Raw genomic sequence first — 507 nt, 5'->3', positions numbered from 1 at the left:
GTCCATGAACCAGCAGGTGCTGGAATCAACATCGTTCCTGGCGCGCGCGCAACAAAACAAGAGCGAGGTGGAGCGGCGTATTCTGGAGCTGAAGAGCAAAAGGCATAATGACGCCGCGACCGAATTGCGGGAGACCTCCCTGGACATTATGCGTCTGAAGAAAAAGCTGGCCTTCAGCCTTCAATCCATGGCCGAGATCGGCTCGACGGCGCGGCGGGTTTCCAGCCTCGAGGACATGATCCAAACCAAATTCTTCATCGTGCGTCAGGTTGCAGGCACATATAGCGAAATCGCTGCGGACGAGCATACGCAGGTCCGCGCGGGGGACGTCGTCCGTGTCCGCCTGTCGGTATCCGGCAGAGATCCGGTTTCGGCAGCCGTCGTCACAGGAAGCGTCAACTAGAGAGACGAGCGTCTCTGATGCCCTCGTTTGAGCGGCCCTGTAAAGCAGCTACCGCTTTTGGAGAACTATAGCGCCAAGTCGCAATTTGCTATCCTGAATAGTGC

1 pseudogene is annotated in these 507 nt (G+C 57.2%); it reads left to right on the top strand.

What is annotated here, in order from left to right:
* Positions 1 to 403, top strand: a pseudogene (locus AB4Z23_RS28250) (polysaccharide biosynthesis/export family protein); the annotation flags it as partial.
* Between the last annotated feature and the right edge of the window lie 104 nt (positions 404 to 507).

It is taken from the genome of Agrobacterium sp. MCAB5, assembly GCF_052114365.1.
Lineage (GTDB): Bacteria > Pseudomonadota > Alphaproteobacteria > Rhizobiales > Rhizobiaceae > Agrobacterium > Agrobacterium tumefaciens.
This window is presented reverse-complemented; position numbering and strand designations above follow the sequence as displayed.